This window comes from Spirillospora sp. NPDC052269 (assembly GCF_040679435.1).
Lineage (GTDB): Bacteria > Actinomycetota > Actinomycetes > Streptosporangiales > Streptosporangiaceae > Spirillospora.
In genome coordinates, this window is record NZ_JBFAUU010000016.1 from 189,437 (window position 1) to 207,388 (window position 17,952).

Here is a 17,952-nt window from a genome sequence, read left to right on the forward strand (position 1 = left end):
ACATGTTCACGCAGGGCTTGGAGACGAGGAGTGGGAGTCTCACTCATCTGGAAGGCGGCCCCTGCTCGATACGGGTGAGTACCGGAGCGAGGCGGTCGAGACCGTCGCCGTCCATGCGTTGCCGTTCGTCCCACCAGGTGGCGCCTGCCTCGGCCAGGGGCCCGAGCAGATCGGACGCGCGGTCCGGGTCGGCCGGACTGACACCCCCGACCACGATCTCGAATGGGCGCTGTCCCTGTGCCTCCGGCAGCGCTGCCCGCTGCTCGCGCACGTAGGCGACCAGGTCACGCACCTCATGAGCCGGCGGAGGATCGCCATGCGAAGCGGAGGTGAACAGCGGGACGGCTCCGTCGAACCGGGCCGCCCGACGCATCGGCGGACGGCGCGGCCAGAACCCGGCGACCCAGATCGGCGGGCGCGGGCGCTGCATGGTCGCGGGAAGCAGAGCCGCCTTCTCGGCCTGGTAGTGGCGTCCCTGAAAGGTCACCGGCCCGCCGGTCCAGTACCGCTCCATCAACTCCAGGCCCTCGTCCAAACGCTCGGCCAGTGTGCGCCGGTCAGTGGGCTCTCCAAAGCAGGTGAAGTCATCGCGGTCGCCCAGCCCGACACCGAAGGTGACCCGGCCGCCGCTGAGGACGTCCAGAGTGGCCACCTGGCGGGCGAGCTGTTGCGGACGCCGTCGCGCGACCGGCGTGACCATCGTTCCGAGCCTGATCCGGCTTGTGGCCAGCGCCGCGGCGGTCAACAGCATCCAGGGATCGCCGAAGGGAACCCGACGCCGGTCGTGCGTCAGGTGATCCCAGACGAACAGCGCGTCCCACCCCGCCTGTTCCGCCGCTACCGCCACTTTCGCGACCGTCCGAGCATCGGCGAAGTCTCCGAAGTTGGGAATGTTGATCGATGAGCGCATTCCGGCATCGTGCGCTCCGTCCGCCCATGCAGCAACCCGTTTAGCGACCGGAGCTCGAGTAGACCCTCATGTGCGCGGGGCCCACATGACTCAGGGCCGGACACCAGAGGAGAATCTGGTGTCCGGCCCTGTGAGTCGAACTCGTGTGCGCGGGTCAGCGCGAGGCGATGTCCGGGTAGTGGCGCTCGCCTTCGCCCACGTACACCTGACGCGGACGGCCGATCTTCGTCGCCGGGTCGTTCATCATCTCGCGCCACTGGGCGATCCAGCCCGGAAGGCGGCCGAGCGCGAACAGCACGGTGAAGGCGTTGGTCGGGAAGCCGAGCGCCTTGTAGATGACCCCGGTGTAGAAGTCGACGTTCGGGTACAGCTTGCGCTCGATGAAGTAGTCGTCGTGGAGGGCGACGTCTTCGAGGCGCATGGCCAGGTCGAGCAGCGGGTCGGAGACGCCCAGGGCGTCCAGGACCTTGGTCGTCGCACCCTTCACCACGGCCGCGCGCGGGTCGTAGTTGCGGTAGACGCGGTGGCCGAAGCCCATGAGCTTGACGCCGGGCTCCTTGTTCTTGACCCGCCGGACGAAGCTCTCGACGTCGTCGCCGTTGTTGTGGATGTTCTCCAGCATCTCCAGGACGGCCTGGTTGGCGCCGCCGTGCAGCGGCCCGAACAGCGCGTCCACGCCCGCCGACACCGACGAGAACAGGTTGGCCTGGCTGGAGCCGACGAGCCGCACCGTGGAGGTGGAGCAGTTCTGCTCGTGGTCGGCGTGCAGGATGAACAGCATGTCCAGCACGCGCACGATCTCCGGGTCCACCTCGTACTGCTCGGTGGGCAGTCCGAAGGTCATGCGGAGGAAGTTCTCCACGTACCCCAGGGAGTTGTCCGGGTAGAGCAGCGGCTGACCGATGGACGTCTTGTACGCGTACGCGGCGATCGTCGGCAGCTTCGCGATGAGCCGGATGCTGGAGAGGTCGACCTGCTCGGCATCGAACGGGTCGAGGCTGTCCTGGTAGAAGGTGGACAGCGCGCTCACCGCGGACGACAGCACCGCCATCGGGTGCGCGCGACGCGGGAACGCCGAGAAGAACGCGCGGAACTTCTCGTCCAGCAGGGTGTGGCGCTGGATCCGGTCGGTGAACTCCTGGAGCTTGTCGGCGGTCGGCAGCTCACCGTAGATGAGCAGGTACGCGACCTCCAGGAAGGACGACTTCCCCGCGAGCTCCTCGATCGGATACCCGCGGTAGCGCAGGATCCCGGCGTCCCCGTCGATGTAGGTGATCGCGGATGTGGTGGAGGCGGTGTTGGTGAACCCGGTATCGAGGGTGACGTGACCGGTCTCCTTCAGCAGGGACGCGATCCGCAGCCCTCCAGGACCTTCGGTCGCCTCGGTCACCTCGAGGGGCAGACGCCCGCCCGTGTGGTTGAGCTCGAAATCGGACATACTCGCTCGCTCCCAACTGCCGCCTACACCTGCGTAGACGTTCCGCCCTTCATGGTAGTCACGTGATCATGATGGTCGATTCCGGACCCATGGTGTTGACGGATGGCCGAGAGGGTGTTGCGCTGAGTGATATGGCTCTCATTGAAGCGACCGAACTCGTGGGGCGAACCCGGGGCCGCATAGCGCGGACGAGTGGCGGTAACCGGTTCCTGGATCTTCTGGAGGAAGGAGCGGTTCCGCGGGAACGTCTGGCCTGGTTGGCCGGGGAAGAGTTCAGAATCGTGGACAGCGACAGGCGGAGCTTCGCGCTCCTGGCGGCCCGGTTCGCGCAGCCGCCCGCAGGGGAGTTCTTCCTCTCGCTCGCGCAGGGGGAGAATCAAGCCCTCTCCTTGCTCCCGGATTACGCCTCAGCGCTCGGGTGGAGTGAGAAGGATCTCACTTCCTATGAGCCCCATCCGCGGGCGCAGTCTTATCCGGCCTATCTGGCTCAGCGGGCCGCTTTCGGGACGAGCAGTGAAGTCGCCCTGGCGATGCTCGCGAACCTCGAAGAGTGGGGAAGTTACTGCGCCAGGACAGCCGCTGCCCTACGGACGCGCTACGAGCTGTCCGAGGAGGCCGTGGCGTTCTTCGGCTACTTCGCTGAGACGCCACCGGGATTCGTTGAGCAGGCAACGGCGGTCATCGCCGCCGGACTGGAAGCGGGCGAGGATCCGGAAGAAGCCGTCCGCGCCGCCGACTTCCTGCACGCGTACGAAACCGACTTCTGGACGGCCCTGGCGGAGGGGCTTTAGTTAGTCCCGCTCATGGCCGCGGCAAGGGGTACGCGCGAGTTATCCACAGAACGGAGTTCGGATCACTGTCACGCGGCCGTCGCTGGAGTCTGGGAGGGCGTCACCGTCCAACACCAGACCGAAGGAGTCGCGATGACGACCACCGACACCACCCGAGACGGCCTCTCCGAGCGTCGGCTCTCCGCACGACTCGGCCTCGCCCGCTGGCAGCTCCGGCTCGCCGGGGAACACGGCTTGTTCCCGGAGCCCGATCTGCCCGGCGACCTCTGGAGCGCCGAGACCGTCGCCCACTGCGCCGAACGCGTCGACGCTGTCAAGGCCGCGTTCGGAACCGAGCCGCCCATCGGAGCCGAACGCGCCGCCGTGCGCCTCGCGGCCCGCCTGAGGGTCGATGTCGAGCGCGCCGATGTCGAGGTCCTTGTCGCGCGGGACGCCCTCGAGGTCATCGGCATGTACCGCGACTACCCGCTGTACCTGCTGCGCGACCTCGACGCCCTCGCGCCGGCCACGGTCATCAAGGTCGTCCGCGCCCGCAAGGGGCCGCTCGTGGAGTCCGTCGACCCGAGGGGCGCCGCCCGGATCCTCGCCTGGCCCCGCAGCACCTTCGACCACGTCGCCGTCGAGCGCGACCTCCCGGTCGACCGCCTCGGCCGCTACGCCCTCGCCGACATCCAGGCCTTGGCGGACGACGCCGACCTCAAACACCGCGTCGATCAGGATCGCCGCCACACGGCCTACCTCAAGGCCAAACGCGTAGAGGAACAGTGCGAGGAGCGCTTGCGTATCTGGCTCGACGCCTGCACCGCCTACCTCCACAACAAGACGGCCGAGCCCCCGCCGGCCCCCACCCTCCGCCGCGTCCTGCAGTCCCTCATCACGGCCCGAGCCCAAACCTCCGCCCACGAACCGTAGGCCCGGCCTGATGTCTGTGCCTGTGTTGCTGTTGTAGAGCGGGCTTTGGGTCTCGTGGTGCGGTCTTGGGCTAGGCGGTCCTACTCCTCTTTGTGGGGCGGGATCGGTGTGGGTGGAGGCCGAGGACGTTGAGCAGGCGGTCTCGGGCTTCGGTGCGGGAGACGGCGGGAAGGCGTTTCGGAAGCTTGCCCGTCAGGGAGGACGGAGCGGTCAGCAGGCCGTCATCGTCCACGGTCGCCATGTCGCCGGGCCAGTCGCCCAGGAGGATGGCGGAAATCTGTGTGGGGTGGTGCGCCACGAGAGCGATGATTCGGTCGGCCTCCTTCTCGCAGTCGGCGGCGAGAAGGAGACGGCGTCCGCTGGTCGTGCCGCTGTCCTTGCGGATGGAGAGTTCCGTTTCGAGGTAGGCCAGGGCGGCGTCCAGATTCCCGGGGATGAAGAGCGGCTCGATGCGGTCTTCGAGCAGTTCGTCCTCGGTGAGGCCGAACAATGCCGTGGCGTCGGGACGGGGGATGACGACGAGAACGGTGTCCGCGCACTCCTCCAGTGCGGAGAGGGTGATGACCCGCACGGTGGCCGCCGCGCCGGAGCCGGAGAGGCCCAGCATCGGGACGGCGAACGGGTCAACGGCCGGTCGATAGGTGAAGTGCATCGGCCGTTCGTCGTTGAGGGGATCGCCCCCGGGAGGGGGAAGCAGAGCGGCGCCTGCCAAGGCGTAGATCCGGCGACGGAAGGGGTAGCCGCCCATGGCCGCGGCGGAGAGGAGCAAGCCGAGGAGGAGTAGAGGACGGAGCGAATCCTTGAGAGAAGGCTGCCCGCCGGTGTGAGGCGTGGTTCGAGTCCGGCGAGGTGCCGAGGGTGATGGTGCCGTACTCGTTGATGGCTGGGACGGGTCCGGCGCGGCTGTCCCCTGCGGGAGCGGCTGCGCCTGTGAGGTGTCTGTGGAGCGTTCGTGGGGCGGGAGGTTCGTGGGCCACTGGCCCGTGACACGTCCGTTGTGCTTGCCGTGGTGCGGGGCCGTCTGGCCTGCCTGCGGTCCTGGCAGTTGTCCACGCAACACGGCTGCCCAAGCGGCATGACACAGCTGGGCCGTGAACCAGTGGGCGTAGGACTCCGGCCGAAGACAGGCAGCAGGCACCCTTCCGCGCGGAACGGGCTTCCACGCGGAGACTGGATCCGGCTTGCCGGTACCGGTGGGGCCGACGTCGGGCGGTGCGGAGGAACCTTGGGCACCTGTGGCCGGCTTGCCGTCCAAGCCATGCTCAGCAGCCTTTGCGACACGTGCGCTGTTAGTGCCGAAGGCACCGGACCCGACCAGAGTCGGGATCGCTGCGCCTGCCTGCCCCGAGGCCACTGAGTCCGGCTGCACCAAGGCATTTCCGGCCGTCGGATATCGCCGTCTCGACCTGCTCGGCGGAGCGCCGACCGCACGGTCCGCTTGGGGGGCTGCTGCAACCGGCCTGTTGGGCCGCGCGGAGAAGGTCCGGTCGGCGTGGTGCGGGACCGCCGCTCCTGCTTGCACGGAAGCCGTCAGCTGCGCAGGGATCGCCGCGCGTACCTGCGCGGAGGGGAGGTCCGTGTGTGCGGGCGGCGGCGCGCCCGGACCCAGCGGTGTCGGGATTGGCTTGCGCGTCTCGCGCAGGAGCGGCGGGTTGCCAGGGGTCGGGATGTCCGCATGTGTGCGAGTGGGGGAGGCGTCCGCGTCGGTTGCGGGGCCCGTGGAAGTCGACGTCTGGTGAAAGGACAGGGCCAGGGGCGAGGCGTCTGCCGGGAAGAGATAGAGCGCGCTGGCCAGGGCTGTGCAGCTGAGTAGGCCGCAGGTGCAGCGGAGTGGCCCGCCGGGTAGGCGTGCGTGGCCGAGGTTTGCCAAGAAACGGTTCATCTTCGCCTTGGGGGATCGCGGTGGTCACCGTCAGAAAGCCGATCGTAGCCACTTCAACTACAGAGCGTGGTCTATTGGTCACTGTTGATGATGGGCGAGTTGAGCGGGGGTGGTGATTCTCCGGCGAGGCGAGCTCGAACGGGGGGTGTGGGGCTTGCTCGTGTTCGTGGGTGCCGTGCCTTCGGATGGCGGTGGCGGCCAGGAAATAGGGCAGCCGGCAAGTGGGCGTCCGGCGCGCTGTGGCCGACCGGACGGACGGTAACCGAATGTCGTTCTGTGGATAACTTCGCCGCGGGGCGGGGATGATGCTGGTCGATAGGGGTTTGCCCGACTACGACACGCCGAGAGCCGTGGAATCGACCACGTGTGGCCGAGAAGATGGCGAATCATGCGGAGTGGCGGCCAGTTTGCGGGGAATGTGTACGTTGGGGTAGATCATCAGTGCTGTGAACTGCGGGGACGTCCCCCGTCGCGCAGCGCGGTAGTCATCCAGGAGGTAGTCGTGACCCGCACTCTGTCGAGGGGCACCCGCGTGACCGGTGCCGAACGCACCAAGCTGGCCGCCGAACTGGCACCCCGGTACGCCGCCGGAGAGAGCATTCGTGATCTCGCCGCCGAGACCGGACGGTCCTACGGCTTCATCTACAACGTGCTCAAGGAGGCCGGGGTCCCGCTGCGGGGACGTGGGGGCAACACCAGGCGCAAGAAGAGCAGCTGATCCGGCTGCCGTCGCCTTCCCTGAGGGCGTTTCGTCCTCCCGCGACCTGCCGATGGAGTCAGGCACGCGGAGTCGCCGCCGTCAGGGGCCGAGAGGCCGTCCACGACGCGCGTGCGTACGAGGCCAGGGGCGACGAAGGCAAGGAAGCCGTCCGGCTGCCAGACACGAGGGCCGGACGATCCCGCGACAGCCGTCGCCGGCGGCGGCGCTGGGGGGAGCAGCCGCCGCCCAAAGGGCGCTGCGGTTTCTGGAAGCCACGGGGGCTTCGCAAGCACCGAGTTCAGCAGTACTGCGCGAAGTGGCGCAGCGAGTTTGGGCTGCGCTGAATCATGTGCGGAAGGGGGCCCGATGCCACTTGATCCAGGCACCTTCTCAGTGCCGGGATGGATCCGGATCGCGACCGACTCCGGCGCCTGTTGGCATTCGCCGACTCCGGCCCCGAAACAAGTCGGCTAGGACGTCGTGGAGATCTGGTCGTTGGAGTGGAGGGCGGCCAGGTCGGCTGCGGCGCGTCCGGCGACCCAGCCCTCGTAGTTGGAGACGCGACGGGCACGGCCTCGGGTCAAGGCAGGGAAGAGGTCGTTGACGGCCTTGTCCACGGCCTCGTCGCGGGCGGACAGGACGGGCAGGAGGTTCTGTTGCGCGGCGGCTTCCTGCGTGGCACGGGTGCTCGCGGCGTGGAGGCGCTCGCCGATGCGGGCCGCGTAGGCGTTGAGGAAGGCGTGCCGGAAGGAACGCGTCCGGGAGCGGCCCAGGGTGTCCTGCTGGGCTCCCGCCCGAACCATGGCCGGTGTGGCCTGCACCAGGAGGGACGTGAAGAGCATCTCGGTCGCGGCCAGGTCTGCGGGGAAACCCAGGACCGTGGACAGGCCCAGTTCCCGATGCCACACGGCACGGCAGCGATTGGCCTCGGCGACCACGGTCAGCAGGACGGCCTTGGGTGACTCATAGGGCGCGTCCACAGGGATACGGCAGCCGTCCGGGCCGGTCGGGCCGCCGTCCTCGGAGACGGACAGCAGAGCATGATCGATGCTGTGCTTCGTCATGAGTTCCTGGGCGCGGGCGCTGAGCGCCTCGGCCTCATCGGGGAACTCCGTGGACTCCGCCTTGGCCAACAACGCCCGGACTTTACCCAGCATTCGCTGATCGGGCGCGGCGCCAGAGGCCCGCCTGGCGGACGCGTCGTCACGGACGGCCGTCCCAGGGAGCGGGCCGATCATCGCGAGACGTGGCAGGGCGGCCAACACACGCAGCAGTTCCAGCACAGCTGCCACAGAAGCCGCAACAGAGACGGCTTTGCGGGTGCGCCACGTGCGGAGGCGCTCTTCGTCGGCGCCCCACCAGACCTCGGCGCCCAGCGTCTCGAGCTGGGTGCGCCACCGGACGTCCACGGTGGCCGTGCCATAGGACCGCATCTCGTCGGCGATGGCGTCCACGAGGAGCGAGCGATGCCGCCCACTCAGCTGACGCCCGGTGTGACGCGCGAGGTCGGCGGGAAGCCAGCCGCGCTCCCAGGCGGTGCGCACCGCGTGCCGGAGGCGGCGGACGAGCGCCAGATCAACGGTTCGGGGGTCGTCCGGGAAGCCGGAAAGCCGTTCGACGCACAACGTCCATGCGGACGCGTCGTTCAGTGCGAGGGCTTCCAGGGCGGCGCTGACCAGCGTTTCTGCGGTGTCCCGTGCTGACGTGGCCTGGTCGTCCGGCTCGCCTGGGCGGCTCGTTCCGCGCGCCCACGAGTGCGACGCCTGCCGCCATCGCCGCGAATCCGGCACCCCGCGCTCCTCCCGATCTTCTTCCTCGCATCCTGCCACGGATGTGAGGAAGAACGTTCCAAGCGGCGCCTGGCAGAGCCCACAGGCGGAAACATGCGGAAAACGGGCGGCCACCCGCCTCTCGAGGAGGAGCGGGCGGCCGCGTGCCGGAAGGGGGGGGGGGCGGTCAGCCAGGTGGCCGGTCGTCCCCCCGGAGTTCCTCGACGACGACGCTCTGGTACTCGCGGGTCGTGTCGGGGGCGTAGGTGAGGCGGGCGAGCGCGCGGCCCAGCGGGTCGCGGATCTCGAAGCGGTAGCGCTCGCTGGGCCGGCCCACGTGCGCGACGGCCTGGTCGTGGCGCAGCCGGCACATGGTGTCGACCTTCTCGAGCGCGATCTCGAGACTTCCGGCATCGGTGATGCGCCTCGGGGGCTCGCCTGTCTCCCAGATCTCGAACATGGTCGCGTCCTGTCGGCGGTATGGGGTGGGGCGTCGGGCCGGGGCAGGCGGCGTGGAGAAGGCGGGGTGGGAGTCCGCGTCGGCCACGGCTGTGGAGTCGCCGGACGCGGACGTTTGCGTTAGGGGCATGTCTGAACTCGCCAGGAGTCATGGGACGGTGTCGCGGGGTTGACCCCGACAGCTTGCGCTCAATTCGTGGATCTTTCAATCAGTCCAGGTCTCGGCTTGATCACTATTGGACGCGCCCCGCGCGCGTGCGGTGACGGCCCGATCCCGGGGCTCAGGTAGGGGAGACGACCTCGATCTGATGGTCGGCGGCGTCCGGCTCCGCGAACCGCAGGAGGGACTCGCCTTCGGCGGTCAGTGCCTTGACGGCTTCCCTCGGGAGAGGCTCGAAGGGACGGAGGCGCAGCGTCGCGGTCTTGCGCTTGCGTTCCAGCTCCCAAAGGCCCGCTGCGAAGCCGTCCCATAGGAAGACGGCCCGGACACGCAGGTTCTTGGTGGTGAGCAGAGGACGGTGTGCGTCGGCGATGATCCGCCGCCGGTCGGCATACGCGAGGACGAGATTGTCGAACTCAGGAAGAAAACGTGCCGGAGCGGCGACGTCCTCGTGCGGGCGCGGTGCCTCCGGTAGATCGAACAGCTCGCGACCCCGCTCGTCCTGGAACGTGCGGAGCTTGGGACGCAACCGCTCCAGAGCCGCGCCACATGCCGCCAGACCCGACCACGTCTGCGCGTCGGCGGCGGTGGCCGGGCCGAACGCCGCCAGGTACCGCAGCGCGAGGGCCTCATCGTCCGGGGCACCCGCGATCGGGGTGTCGAGCCAGGTGTCGGCGAGGGTGAAGGACGCGGTGCGCGGAAAGCCCCAGCGATCGTCGGTCGGCACCATCGTCAGCGGCAGCCACATGCGGACCGCGTAACCGAGCGCGCGGTCGTTGACCTCGGGAAAGTCCTCCTGGAGCAGGGCGCGCAGCTCGTTGAAGGTGCGCGGTCCCTCCGTGAGGTGCCGCCGGGCCGCCGCGAGCACCGCCGGACGGTCGAGTCCGGCCGCCCGGTCGCCGAGGACCTTCAGCGCGCCGTCCAGCATCGGCTGGAGCGTCGTCCGCAGCGCCGCGTAGTCGGCGGCCGACATCAGGTGCAGCGTCCCGCGCAGGAACGTCGCCCGCATCACGGACCGGTTGTGGAGGGCGCCGTGCAGATCCTCGGTTCGGAACCCTTCCACGCGTGACCACAGGCCGAGGAACGGAGGCTTCGGCTCCTGTGCCTGGAGCCCACCGAGCCGTTCGACCGCCTCGGGAACCTGGACGGCCTCACGGGCCAGCAGCATCTGGCGCGCGAGCGTCGCCCTGTTCAGCTGACGCAGGCTAAGGGTCTCGGTCATGGACGGTCGCCTCTCTCTAGATCGCAGCGACCCTAACGCGGGCGGTCACCCGACAGACGCCGTTGGAACAAGGCCCATAGGACAAGGCCCTTGGACGTCGATTCCTTTGGTGAGCGTCTAGTGTCGAGCCGTGACGTGGAGTGAGGCGGAGTGAGGCGGAGTATCTCGACTGTCTGCAATGTTCACGGCGGGGCTACGCATGGGTGATGCAGCACCATGGAGGGCTGACGCCGGAGGAGGCCGAGGAAGCCGCCCTGGAGCAGTACCCGTACGAGCCGGGCGGCGACCCGCTCCGTGGGCTCGTATTTCATGACGATGCGTGGCACTGGGCGATGCTGGCCATCCACGGCGATCGGTACGGGCGGAAACACCCCGAGCTGGTCCACCCTTCACCCGAGTACGAGGCACTTGAGTGATTACACAGGGAGCAAGTGCGCCGGCCGGATGCCCTGCACATCTCAAGATGGTGATGGCCGTCCGCTCGTGCTGAGCCGGCGGTAGCCCACCAAAGGAAGCGACGCCCTAGGACAAGGACGGTCGAGGCCCCTTCGTGCCGTGCGCCCAGATGCTCAACAGGATCTGCAGGGCCATGAGGACGCCGGTGATGGCGACGGCGTGGCCGGTCCAGGACGAGGCGACCCCCAACAACCCGATCACCGGCATGCCCCACGCGTACGGGGCGTCCGCCCCGTGCGGGCGCACGAGCAGCCACCAGACCACCAGCAGGTAGCAGAACACCGGAATCGTCAGGGCCAGCCCCGCCGTCGTGGACGAGATGTGCGCCTCGTGCGTCGCGTAGGCGGCGTTCACGGCGATCCCCGCCCCGACGGCCGCCCCGGACGCGTAGATCACGTAATGCCCGTATCCCCAGGCGATCGCCTTTCGCAGCGTTGTGAGCAGCCCGGCCGAGGACATCGAGAAGTACACCCACCACATGCCGAAGACGGTGACCAGGCCCCCGGCCGCGATCGTGTAAAGCCGGAGCGAGGCGTCGCCGGTCAGGGCGTCCCGCACCGCGTTGGTGGACGACAGGACCGTCTCGCCCAGCACGATGATCGTCAGCAGCCCGTACCGCTCGGCGATGTGGTGCGGATGCCAGGTCGTCAGGCCGGCGGCCTCCGCCCAGGGCGGCACGAGGAGCTCGGCGACGATCCCGGCCACGATCAGCCAGGGCTGCCAGTCGTGGGGCGCGGCGAACGCGACCGCGAGCCAGTAGACGGTGCAGGCGCTCTCGCCCGTGAGGAAGCGGAGCATGGTCGTCCGGTGCTCGGGGTCGCCGCCCGCCGCGCGGAGCCGCTGGGACACCAGGCCCAGCCGCATGATCGCGTAGCCGACCGCCAGGACCCGCAGATCCTGATGGTCGAAGGCGCGGGGGACGCCCGCCGACAGGACCAGGGCTCCCGCCATGACGACCATCGTCGCCAGGCGGAAGTAAGTGTCGTCGGTGTCGTAGGCGGAGGCGAACCAGGCGTAGTTCAGCCACGCCCAGTTGATCGCCGCGAAGATCACCAGGAACGCGACGACGCCCCCGAGGACGTGGCCCTCGGCGAGCGAGTGCTCCAGGCGCGCGGCGTCCGCGCCGACGGCGACCACGAAGCAGAGATCGAAGAACAGCTCGAGGGAGGACGCCACCCGGTGCCGCTCGGCGGGGTTGCGGGCCTTCATCCGCCGCCGCCACGGGCGGCCGACGATCACGGGGCGCTCGGTCATGAGCGCATCGTAGGGAAGTGGTCACTTGCGATCACCGAACGGCCTCCGCTCGCGCGCCGCGTCCGCCGAGTTCCGATCTTTCTTCTCCGGCCGCGCGCCCGCGCGTGTGGGACCTGCGGGCGTCGCGGGACGCCGTGAGGCGCGGGAACCCTTATGGAATAGGGGCTGGTGGCGGATGGTGCCGGGCTCTCCGGAGGCCGTTGGCGGGGTGCTCGGGAGGGGCTCGAACGGGCGTCCGGGACGGGTGTGGCGCCAAATGATCCGTGAATCTGCACGTGCATCAGATCTTGCACCTGCACGCTATTCCTAGCAGGATTGCCCCCGGCCCCCGCACGTGACTCCCCGGAGATCGCGATGACCGCACATCTCAGCGACAGCGACCGACAGGCGCTTCGCCTCGCCCACGACCTGCGCGAAGAGCTCGCCCGGAACCTTCCGGGCAGCATCGCGTCACCGTCGATCTCCCCCTATGTCGACCCCGCAGGACGGCCGAGCGTGCTCGTCCGGCTGGACGACGAGACCGCCCGTGCGCTGATCGCCGCGCTGGGTGATCGGGGGGCTCCGCCGGCCTCAGAGCCGCGCCGGATGGACGGTTCGCTGCACGCTCCGCAGCCCGCGCCGGCTCCGCATCAGCCCTACGGCAATCCCGAGCCCCACTACGGTGCTCCGGAGCAGCCCTCGGCCTCGCCGTTCGCGGCGCAGCCGGGCGGGCAGTTCGCGGCGCAGCCGGGGGCTCAGGCCCCCTTCGCGGCACACCCGGCGACGGCCATGCCGTCCGGACCGTCCTTCGGGGACGGCCCGTCCTTTGCCGAGGGTCCGGGCTTTGCCAATGGCCCCGCCTATGCGGACGGTCCGGCCATGCCGTCGCCGTTCCATGACGGCCCAGCGGCCCCGTACCGGGAGGGGCCGGGCATGCAGGACCCGTTCGCGCCCGCTCCAGGCGCCAACACCGGTGGCTACCCGGCCGTCAACACCGGCGGGTATCCCGCCGTGAACACGGGCGGATACCCCGCGGCGAACACCGGTGGGTACCCCACCTTCCGCTGAGAACACAGGGCGAGCGCGCCCGCTGAGACGGCCGCGCCGCCGATCGCCTGGAGCCTCCGCCTCTCTTTGCCTTTGGGAGAGGTGGCGACCAGGCCCCACGCAGGACGCTGACGCACAGCCCGGGAAGACGGAAGTCTCCCGGGCTTTCGTGTGTTCAAGGGCGGGACGGCCGCCCGTCGAGGGCGCGAGACCGTCCGGACGGCCTAGGTCGGTCCCAGGGTGATCCCAGGACGGCCCCAGAGCGGTCCCAAGGGTGGCCAAAGGGCCGTCTGAGGGCCCGATCCCGATGTGAACCAGGCGACAGCAAGCCGAACGCAAAGCGCTGAAAGGCCTGTCCTGCAAGGGATTCCGGAAAGAAGATCTACCATTCGAAAGGTAAAGTAGGCCGGGATTTGACAGAACCGTGGTAATGCCACGTACAGTGGGTTCTGGCTTCGGGTCAAGAACCATTGACTCGGCCTTTTCGTAGCCGTCATCCCCCGTTCGCCAGACGGGGACCCCGGCACCGGAACGCGGTCGTCCATGCAACGTCCGCCCAGGTAGTGGCAAGACGCCCCTGGCCGGTGCACTCCCGCACACTCGCCCTGTCCGCCGTAGAGCGGGTCATGGTCGCGGTCCAACCGCAAGTGTGCGCGCGGAATCTCCCTCCCGTTGTCACGGGGCATTCAAGCGTGGGTTTCCGTCTCTGATGGCTCTTTCCCGAGTGACGTACTCGGGGTCGTTTCCACACTCCGTCCGGGCCCCCGCCCGGCCTGGAAACGGCTGCCCTGTCCGCCGAACAAAGGATTTCCATGCAGAAGCGTGCGCTCAACATCGCCATCACCGCTCTCACCGGCTCCACCCTGGCCGGATTCCTGGTGGCGGGTGTCGCGATGGCAGGCGACGAGACCCCCGAGCGCGGGAAGCTCGCGGCGCAGTCCACTCAGGCCGCGCTGGACCTCTCCCGCACCCAGGAGCAGACCGCGGCGCAGCAGAAGGCCGCCGCGCAGAAGGCCGCCGCTGACAAGGCTGCCGCGCAGAAGAAGGCCGTGGCCGACAAGGCCGCCGCGCAGAAGAAGGCCGCGCAGCCGAAGGCGCTGCTGGCCGGCTCCACCAAGGCGTCCTACTTCTGGGACGACGGCTCCGGCGTCAACGGCGACACCGGCGCCCCCGCCGGCGGCAAGCCGATGCAGAAGGGCCTGTTCGCCAGCCCGAGCTGGCCGCTGGGCACCAAGGTCAAGGTGAGCTACGGCGACCGCAGCGTCACCGGCTTCGTCGGCGACCGAGGCCCGGGCGCGCCGTCCCGCAGCGGCGTCATGCTCGACCTGGACACCTACACCTTCCGGTACCTGCTCGACGGCGGCAAGCCCGCCAGCAAGTACAACTCGGGCACCGGCGAGGGCCACCTCCAGGGCGTCAAGTGGGAGATCCTCTCCTGGGGCTCCGGCGCCGGCAGCAAGGGCATGCCGAAGGCCATGTGATCCCCGCCTTAAGGCGATCACCGAACGCGCGAAGGGCGTTCCATCGACCACCGGTCGGCGGAACGCCCTTCGCGCGTCTGCGTCCTCACCTGCGTCCGCGCGTCCTCGCCGCCTCCCGTCTACGGTGCCCGCTGCTTCGCGGGTTCGGACGCGGGTGGCCCGGCCGGACGACGGGAACGGGCGGGCGGATCGTTCCTGAGAGCCGAAAAGCGGCCGCCGGGGGCTGGTTTCGGACGGCCCGAACCTTCAGGATGGCGGGTGCGTCGCCCCCCTGCGGCCGTCCCCCCAAGGGAGGTTCTCACCCGTGAACGAACCGCCTTCCGCCGGGCCCGGGCTCGCCAGCAAGATCGTCGCTGGTGTGCTGCTGGTCCTGCCGTTCCCCGTCTACCTGGCCGTCCCGTCCTACGCCAAGATCACCCCGCGGCTCGCGGGCTTCCCGTTCTTCTACTGGTGGCAGCTTCTCTGGGTGGTGCTGACCGCGGTCTGCATCGGCTCGGCGCACCTGCTGACCCGGCGCAGAGGCGGTGGGGCCCGGTGAAGGACGTCAAGAGCCTCGAACTGACGATCTTCGTCTTCTTCTTCGCGGCCGTCACCGTGGTCGGGTTCGCCGCCGCGCGCTGGCGGCGCGGCCAGACCATCATGCACCTGGACGAGTGGGGCCTCGGCGGACGCAGCTTCGGCACGTTCGTCACCTGGTTCCTGCTCGGCGGCGACCTCTACACCGCCTACACCTTCATCGCCGTGCCCGCCGCCGTCTTCGCGGGCGGCGCGATGGGCTTCTGGTCGGTCCCCTACGCCGCGATCGCCTACCCGATCGTGTTCCTCGTCGGGCCCCGGCTGTGGTCGGTGTCACACCGGCACGGCTATGTGACCACCGCCGACTTCGTCCGCGGACGGTTCGGGTCGAGGGGGCTCGGCCTCGCGGTGGCGCTGACCGGCATCCTGGCGATGATGCCGTACATCGCGCTGCAGCTGGTCGGCATCCAGGCCGTCCTCACCGTGATGGGCGTCACCGGGTCCGGCCTCGCCCGGGACCTGCCGCTGTTCATCGCGTTCGCGCTGCTGGCCGCCTACACCTTCACCTCCGGGCTGCGCGCCCCGGCACTGATCTCCTTCGTCAAGGACGCGCTGATCTACCTGACGATCATCGTGGCGGTGCTGTACATCCCGTCCAAGATCGGTGGCTGGGGGCACATCTTCGACGCCTCGCAGGCGTCGCTGGCCAAGCCCAACCCGGCGACCGGAAAGCCGTCCGGCTCGCTGATCACCTCGAACATGACGCACTGGGCGTACGGGACGCTGGCGCTCGGCTCGTCGCTGGCGCTGTTCATCTACCCGCACACCGTGACCGGCGCCCTCGCCGCCGGACGGCGCGACGTGATCCGCCGGAACGCGGCGCTGCTGCCCGCCTACTCGCTCGTCCTGGGCTTCCTCGCGCTGCTCGGCTACATGGCGCGTGCCACGCCCGAGGTCGCGCAGGGGGTCGCCAAGGCGAAGAACCCGCAGCTCGCGGTGCCGCTGCTGTTCGACCACACGTTTCCGCAGTGGTTCACCGGGGTGGCGTTCGCCGCGATCGGCGTCGGCGCGCTGGTCCCGGCGGCGATCATGTCGATCGCCGCGTCCAACCTGTTCACCCGGAACGTCTACACCGCCTTCATCCGCCCGGACGCCACACCGGCGGAGGAGACCCGGGTCTCGCAGTTCGTCTCGCTGCTGGTGAAGATCGGCGCGCTGGTGTTCGTGCTGGGCTTCGACAAGTCGCTGGCGATCAACCTCCAGCTGCTCGGCGGGATCTGGGTCGTGCAGACCTTCCCGGCCCTCGCGATCGGCGTGTTCACACGCTGGTTCCACCGGTGGGGGCTGCTCGCCGGATGGGCGGTCGGCATGGTCTACGGCACCTGGACGGCCTACGGCACCTCGTCCCCGACGCAGAAGCACTTCGGGCAGTCGATCGCCGACATCCCGCTCGTCGGGCACACCGGGTACATCGCGCTGACCGCGTTCGTGTTCAACATCGCCGTCGCGGTGGTGCTGACCTTGGTGTTCCGCCTGGTCAAGGTCCCGGACGGGACGGACGAGACCGACCCGTCCGACTACACGGCCGACGCGTCGGACCGTCCGGCCGAGCCGGGCGACTCGGGCGACCCGGGCCGTGAGCTCACCCCGGCCGCGAGCTGACGACGGAACGGAGTCCTGCAGCTCAGGGGCCGAGCGCTTGCGGCGTTCGGCCCCTGAACTGTTAGGGCGGGCGCGCTGTCGCCGGATCACCGCCTGGTTGGGCTGTACCAGGCTTTGGTGGTGCGAGGGCGGGACGGCTAGAGAGCCGTCGTGGGCGGACCGGTGCGGCTGGGAGGAACTCGTCCGCCTACCGGCCGACGCCGACGCCGCCTCCCGGTGATCGTGGTGAAGGTTCCGGCAGCGAGGCCGAGGAGGACGGTGGGCGTTCCGGGCCGTAGCACGGCCCTGCCGAGGCGGCGAGGCGTCCGTTCAGGCATGGGTGGAGGTGAAGTCGTAGGTGGTGCTGGTCAGCCGCTCGGAGATCTCCCACAGCCGCCGTTGTGCATCGAGGTCATGTGATCCGGGGCTGGACTCCTGCGCGGCCGGGTGGCCTTTGAACTCGCCCAGCCCGTCCGGGGCGTAGTACTGCCCGCCGGACGCGCCGGAGTCGGTCGCGGCCCGCAGGATGGGAAGTGCTCCCGTCGCGGCGGAGTGGGTGAGGGGCCGCCAGATCCCCCACGACCGGCCTCGGAACAGGATGGGCATGGTGCGGTTGAGTTCGGTACGCGCCCCGCCGGGGTGTGCGGCCAGGGAGATCGTCGCCGCTCCGGCCTCCCCGAGCCGTCGGTGGAGTTCGTAGGTGAACAGCAGGTTGGCGAGCTTGGATTGGCCGTAGACGGCGACCGGCCGGTATCGCTGCTCGGACTGCAGGTCGTCGAAGTCGATCCGGGCCCGCTTGTGGGCAGGGCTGGTCACGGTCACGACTCTGGAGCCGCGCGTGCCGGTCAGCAGATCGAGGATCAGCCCGGTGAAGGCGAAGTGGCCGAGATGGTTGACGGCGAGGTGGGTTTCGAAGCCGTCGACGGTGCGGCCGCGTGGGGCCCACATGACCCCGGCGTTGTTGATCAGTAGATCCACGCGAGGATGTGTCGTGCGCAGACGGTCGGCCGCCTCCCGCACGGCGGACTGTGAGGCGAGGTCCAGCGCCAGGGTCGTGACCGCCGCCGATGGAACGTCAGCGGTGATCCGGGCGAACGCGTCAGCGGCCTTGGCGGTGTCGCGACAAGCCAGTACGACCGTCGCGCCGTGCTCGGCCAGGGCCTTCGCCACGTGGAAGCCGACACCGGTGTTGGCGCCGGTGACCACCGCTGTCCGCCCGCTCTGGTCACCGATATCCGCCGCGGACCACGGCTGCCGCAGGCGTGATTGTGTCATCGTGTCCTGCCCGTAGAATCGGGATTGTCGTCCCGGTTAATATCCGGGACGCTCATCCCG

Annotated in this window: 16 protein-coding genes; 8 read left to right on the forward strand and 8 right to left on the reverse strand. The window is 69.3% G+C overall.

The features are described from left to right. Positions 1-43 precede the first annotated feature (43 nt). Both AB0L06_RS31500 and AB0L06_RS31505 read right to left on the reverse strand, forming a co-directional pair. A complete protein-coding gene (locus AB0L06_RS31500) occupies positions 44-910 on the reverse strand; it encodes an LLM class flavin-dependent oxidoreductase (RefSeq protein ID WP_500234767.1) in 867 nt (288 codons plus the stop codon). Between the two features lie 154 nt (positions 911-1,064). Further along, the gene (locus AB0L06_RS31505) at positions 1,065-2,348 is read right to left on the reverse strand and encodes a citrate synthase (RefSeq protein ID WP_500234768.1); all 1,284 of its coding nucleotides are present in this window, start codon (positions 2,346-2,348) and stop codon (positions 1,065-1,067) included. Positions 2,349-2,416: 68 nt separating this feature from the next. On the opposite strand from AB0L06_RS31505, the gene AB0L06_RS31510 reads away from it, so the two are divergent. Both AB0L06_RS31510 and AB0L06_RS31515 read left to right on the forward strand, forming a co-directional pair. Then, complete coding sequence (locus AB0L06_RS31510) at positions 2,417-3,139, forward strand: thiaminase II/PqqC family protein (protein ID WP_500234813.1); 723 nt, start codon at positions 2,417-2,419, stop codon at positions 3,137-3,139. Positions 3,140-3,271: 132 nt separating this feature from the next. Beyond that, on the forward strand, positions 3,272-4,051 hold the full coding sequence (locus AB0L06_RS31515; RefSeq protein ID WP_500234769.1) for a hypothetical protein: 780 nt from the start codon (positions 3,272-3,274) through the stop codon (positions 4,049-4,051). Positions 4,052-4,121: 70 nt separating this feature from the next. Here the strand turns inward: AB0L06_RS31515 and AB0L06_RS31520 are convergent, their stop codons facing one another. Continuing rightward, complete coding sequence (locus AB0L06_RS31520) at positions 4,122-4,703, reverse strand: hypothetical protein (protein WP_500234770.1); 582 nt, start codon at positions 4,701-4,703, stop codon at positions 4,122-4,124. A 1,732-nt stretch (positions 4,704-6,435) separates the two neighbouring features. On the opposite strand from AB0L06_RS31520, the gene AB0L06_RS31525 reads away from it, so the two are divergent. Next, a complete protein-coding gene (locus AB0L06_RS31525; RefSeq protein WP_122197810.1) occupies positions 6,436-6,651 on the forward strand; it encodes a helix-turn-helix domain-containing protein in 216 nt (71 codons plus the stop codon). A 452-nt stretch (positions 6,652-7,103) separates the two neighbouring features. Here the strand turns inward: AB0L06_RS31525 and AB0L06_RS31530 are convergent, their stop codons facing one another. The 3 genes from AB0L06_RS31530 to AB0L06_RS31540 form a co-directional block, all read right to left on the reverse strand. Continuing rightward, positions 7,104-8,423 (reverse strand): DUF2786 domain-containing protein, encoded by a 1,320-nt coding sequence (locus tag AB0L06_RS31530; RefSeq protein ID WP_500234771.1) that lies wholly within the window; start codon positions 8,421-8,423, stop codon positions 7,104-7,106. Positions 8,424-8,589: 166 nt separating this feature from the next. Beyond that, on the reverse strand, positions 8,590-8,862 hold the full coding sequence (locus AB0L06_RS31535; RefSeq protein ID WP_500234772.1) for a hypothetical protein: 273 nt from the start codon (positions 8,860-8,862) through the stop codon (positions 8,590-8,592). A gap of 280 nt (positions 8,863-9,142) precedes the next feature. Beyond that, a complete protein-coding gene (locus AB0L06_RS31540) occupies positions 9,143-10,243 on the reverse strand; it encodes a winged helix DNA-binding domain-containing protein (RefSeq protein WP_500234773.1) in 1,101 nt (366 codons plus the stop codon). A 206-nt stretch (positions 10,244-10,449) separates the two neighbouring features. Here AB0L06_RS31540 and AB0L06_RS31545 point away from each other — a divergent pair, with 206 nt between their 5' ends. Next, positions 10,450-10,659 carry a hypothetical protein gene (locus tag AB0L06_RS31545; RefSeq protein ID WP_500234774.1) on the forward strand — a complete coding sequence of 70 codons (210 nt, stop codon included), beginning with the start codon at positions 10,450-10,452 and terminating at the stop codon, positions 10,657-10,659. Positions 10,660-10,765: 106 nt separating this feature from the next. Here the strand turns inward: AB0L06_RS31545 and AB0L06_RS31550 are convergent, their stop codons facing one another. After that, entirely contained in the window at positions 10,766-11,953 is a 1,188-nt protein-coding gene (locus AB0L06_RS31550; RefSeq protein WP_500234775.1) for a low temperature requirement protein A, read from the reverse strand. A gap of 354 nt (positions 11,954-12,307) precedes the next feature. Between AB0L06_RS31550 and AB0L06_RS31555 the strand changes: the two genes are divergently transcribed. From AB0L06_RS31555 to mctP, 4 genes are all read left to right on the forward strand, one after another. Then, positions 12,308-13,000, forward strand: a complete 693-nt coding sequence (locus tag AB0L06_RS31555; protein WP_500234776.1) for a hypothetical protein — start codon at positions 12,308-12,310, stop codon at positions 12,998-13,000. A 791-nt stretch (positions 13,001-13,791) separates the two neighbouring features. After that, entirely contained in the window at positions 13,792-14,460 is a 669-nt protein-coding gene (locus AB0L06_RS31560) for an RlpA-like double-psi beta-barrel domain-containing protein (RefSeq protein WP_500234777.1), read from the forward strand. Between the two features lie 304 nt (positions 14,461-14,764). Continuing rightward, positions 14,765-14,998 carry a DUF3311 domain-containing protein gene (locus tag AB0L06_RS31565; RefSeq protein WP_500234778.1) on the forward strand — a complete coding sequence of 78 codons (234 nt, stop codon included), beginning with the start codon at positions 14,765-14,767 and terminating at the stop codon, positions 14,996-14,998. Next, positions 14,995-16,638: a monocarboxylate uptake permease MctP gene (mctP, locus tag AB0L06_RS31570; RefSeq protein ID WP_500234779.1), complete on the forward strand. Its 1,644-nt coding sequence runs from the start codon at positions 14,995-14,997 to the stop codon at positions 16,636-16,638. The genes AB0L06_RS31565 and mctP overlap by 4 nt, the downstream gene beginning before the upstream one ends. A 309-nt stretch (positions 16,639-16,947) precedes the next feature. Here mctP and AB0L06_RS31575 read toward each other — a convergent pair whose 3' ends face one another. Beyond that, positions 16,948-17,892 carry an oxidoreductase gene (locus AB0L06_RS31575; protein ID WP_500234780.1) on the reverse strand — a complete coding sequence of 315 codons (945 nt, stop codon included), beginning with the start codon at positions 17,890-17,892 and terminating at the stop codon, positions 16,948-16,950. Positions 17,893-17,952: the final 60 nt, after the last annotated feature.